This is a genomic window from Siccirubricoccus deserti (genome assembly GCF_014283215.1).
GTDB lineage: Bacteria > Pseudomonadota > Alphaproteobacteria > Acetobacterales > Acetobacteraceae > Siccirubricoccus > Siccirubricoccus deserti.
The window spans coordinates 1-2929 of the sequence record NZ_JACOMF010000169.1; the positions used below are offsets into that span (position 1 = coordinate 1).

Sequence of the window (2929 nt, forward strand, 5' to 3'; positions counted from 1 at the left end):
GGAAGTCGAGACGCTCTTCGCAGGCGCGCGCGATCCGCCGCGACGAGTAGACGCCCCGGCTGTAGGCGTAGAGCAGCAGCGCCACCATCATCGTCGGGTGGTACGGCGGATAGCCACGGGGCTCGTCGAAGGTCGAGAGAATGGCCGAGAGATCGAGCTCCTCCGCCACAATGTCACGAACCAGATGCGCCGGATGCCCCTCGGGGACGAACTCCTGCACCGAGGGTGGCAGCAGCCAGGCCTCATTCACCTTCCAGGGTCGAAAGCTCTTCATCATGCCGCCGAGCGAATCACCGCCCGCCTCACATGTCGAGCCGCTTCAGCCGTTACCGGGACGCGCTCCTAGCCGTGCAGCCAGCCCACGAGCCCGGACCAGGCAACGGGGCCGCGTGACTGAAGGCGACAGTGTCGGGCCTGCGGTCGCGGCTGAGGATCTGTTCCGGTACTCCAGCCTGAACCCGGGCTTGGGCACGACGATTCGCTGGATAGCGGGACTCTCACCACGGACACTAGCCCGCCCTTCTCACCATGGTTCGATTTGGCAGCGGGGGCTGCTGCCGACGAGGGCGCTCTGGGCATGGCGGCGTGGCTGCCGCCGGACCTGGCCTGCTGGGGCCGTGCGCCGCCGGCGCCGCGGCGGGTGCGCCGTTGGCCGGGGTGTATGTCGGTTCGCGGTGTCTGGTTCGTCAGGCCGGGGCGCTGGCGGTCAATCGGGCATGGGCGAGGGCAAACTCGGCCTGGTGCGGATGCGCCGAGGCCATCGCCACCTTGATGCGGCGGACGGAGCGGCGAACCAGGGCGCCGATCCTGAGGAGCGCGAGGCGCAGCGTGCCGCAAGTGGCCTCGGCGATCAGCGCCGCCAGCCGGTCACAGAGACCAAGCTGGCGCTCGGCCGCGGCCAGCAGCATGACGCCGCCGTCCGAGGTCAGCCGGCCGCCATCGAAGGCGGCGGCCACCTTCTTGCGGCCGATCGCTGGAAAGCCGAAGGGCTCGGTCGTATCGTCATCCATGGCGGGTGTGGTGCGGCCTGACGGTGCTGCGGGTTGGTCTCGACACCCAAGTTCGTAAACGCCATCATCAACTTACGCCACGCCCGCCAGCCTCTCCGCAGACCCGTGGTGAATAAGGACGGCTAATCCTGCCAGGAGCGCCCTCTTTTGCCGAGCGCCCCACCGGTGCACAGCCTCACCCGCGATCCCTTCCTTACCGCGGGTGAGGCGAGGCTTGCCGCAATTGCGGCAAACCGCCAGACTCCGGGCCTGGGGCTGTGCAGGGGAGGGGGGCAACCGCGGCCGGCGCCGCCTCCGACGGCCTGACGCCCTGAAGACCGCTTGAGGCCACGCGCGCCGGCTGAATCTTGCCTGGCGCTCAGACGCCGGATGGTTGCAGGGTGACCTCGATGTCCCGGCGCTGCCCGTCGCGCTCGATCGTCAGGCCAACCACCTCCCCGACCTCACGCCGCTCCAGTGCGGTAAGGAGTTCGGGCACGCGCGGCACGGGCTGGCCGCCAAAGGCGATGATGATGTCGCCCGGGACGAAGGCTCCGTCGGGCGTAAGCCGTGCCGGCTTGATCCCGGCCGTGGCCGCGGCCGAGCCGGGTGCCACATCGAGCACGAACACGCCACGGACGCCGAAGCGTGCCGAAAGCGCGTCGTTCAGCTGCGCCTCCGTGCGGATGCCGAGCCCGGGTCGGACGTATCGCCCCTCCGCGATCAGCCGTGGCACCACGCGGTTCACCGCATCGACGGGCACGGCCAAGCCGATACCGGCGCTGGCGCCCGACGGGCTGAAGATCGCCGTGTTCACGCCAATCAGCCGTCCGGCGCTATCGAGGAGCGGCCCGCCGGAATTGCCGGGGTTGATCGCGGCATCGGTCTGGATCAGCCCGTCCATCATCGCACCCGTCTCGGCCGGCAGTTCGCGGTTCAGGGCGGAGACGATGCCGGTCGTCAGCGTCCAGTCCAGGCCGAACGGGTTTCCGATCGCGAAGACCTTCTGGCCAACGCGAAGATCGGCGCTGCTGCCGATGGGTAGTGGTGGGGGGCGGCCGATCCTGACGCTGATGCGCAGCACCGCCAAGTCGTGCACCGGGCTCGCGCCGACCAGCGCCGCGGAAAAGGCGCGGCCGTCTGCGAGCCGCACCGTCGCCCCCGAGGCGCCGGCCACGACGTGGTGGTTGGTCACGACATGGCCGACCTCGTCCCAAACGAAGCCGGAGCCGGTGCCGCGCGGCACGTTCAGCGCATTGCGTGACCAGGGGCTGAACACGCGCTCAGTGGTCGCAATGAAGACGACCGAGACGCGCGCCGCCTCAAAGAGCTCGATGGTGCTGCGCTCGTCCTCGGCGAGGTTGCCACGCGGGGTGACCGTGCGCGGCTCGGCCTGCCACCCGATGATCACGGACTGGACGAGCGGGATGGTCTGCCAGACAACGATGAGGAACAGCGCCGCCAGGGTGATCCAGAGGAGGCGGGGTAGGAAACGTCCACGCTCGGGCATGGGATCTCCTAGCCGATCGGCGGCGTCGGATGGTAGGGCCTATGTGGACAGAACGGAGCCGACGATCTCGCCGGCTCGGGGCCGGGCACGCGGCACGACCTCCAGTTCTGCCCGCGCGCCCCGATCGGCGGTTGGGCGGGCAGGACCGCGCGGGCGCCGGCCCGCGGCAGTTCGCTTTCCTCCGCCGCCCCGACGCGCCATGCTCCCCCGGTCATCGGCGGGGAGGTCGGGCCATGTCCGAGCCAGTTGACGAGGAGCTTCGGCAGGTCGCACGCAGGGTGCTCGGCCGTGACCCGACGCCCAAGGAGGCCGCACAAGCGGCGCCGCGGTTGCTGATCCTGTCGCAGACCATGGACCGGCTAGAGGCTTGGCAGGGCGAACTCGGTGAGGTCGCCCCAGCAACCATATTTCAGGTGCCGACGGAGGCGCG

The 2929-nt window shown here is 69.9% G+C and carries 4 protein-coding genes and 1 pseudogene; 1 reads left to right on the forward strand and 4 read right to left on the reverse strand.

The genetic code is table 11. The annotated features are described in order from the left end of the window. The 4 genes and pseudogenes from H7965_RS29340 to H7965_RS29355 form a co-directional block, all read right to left on the reverse strand. Window positions 1–277, reverse strand: a 277-nt coding sequence (locus H7965_RS29340; protein ID WP_186773411.1) for a transposase, incomplete at its 3' end; no start/stop codon positions are given. A 409-nt stretch (window positions 278–686) separates the two neighbouring features. Next, window positions 687–863 carry a transposase gene (locus tag H7965_RS29345; RefSeq protein WP_390624650.1) on the reverse strand — a complete coding sequence of 59 codons (177 nt, stop codon included), beginning with the start codon at window positions 861–863 and terminating at the stop codon, window positions 687–689. Then, window positions 843–1010: pseudogene (locus tag H7965_RS29350) on the reverse strand (transposase); the annotation flags it as partial. The gene H7965_RS29345 and the pseudogene H7965_RS29350, both read right to left, overlap by 21 nt. Before the next feature lie 358 nt (window positions 1011–1368). Next, entirely contained in the window at window positions 1369–2499 is a 1131-nt protein-coding gene (locus H7965_RS29355; protein WP_186774024.1) for a S1C family serine protease, read from the reverse strand. A gap of 233 nt (window positions 2500–2732) precedes the next feature. On the opposite strand from H7965_RS29355, the gene H7965_RS29360 reads away from it, so the two are divergent. Further along, window positions 2733–2929, forward strand: a 197-nt coding sequence (locus tag H7965_RS29360) for a hypothetical protein (RefSeq protein WP_186774025.1), incomplete at its 3' end; no start/stop codon positions are given.

Coding starts and splice junctions, on each gene's coding strand:
- H7965_RS29355 (WP_186774024.1), bottom strand. CDS start 2,499: ATGCCCGAGCGTGGACGTTTCCTACCCCGCCTCCTCTGGATCACCCTG.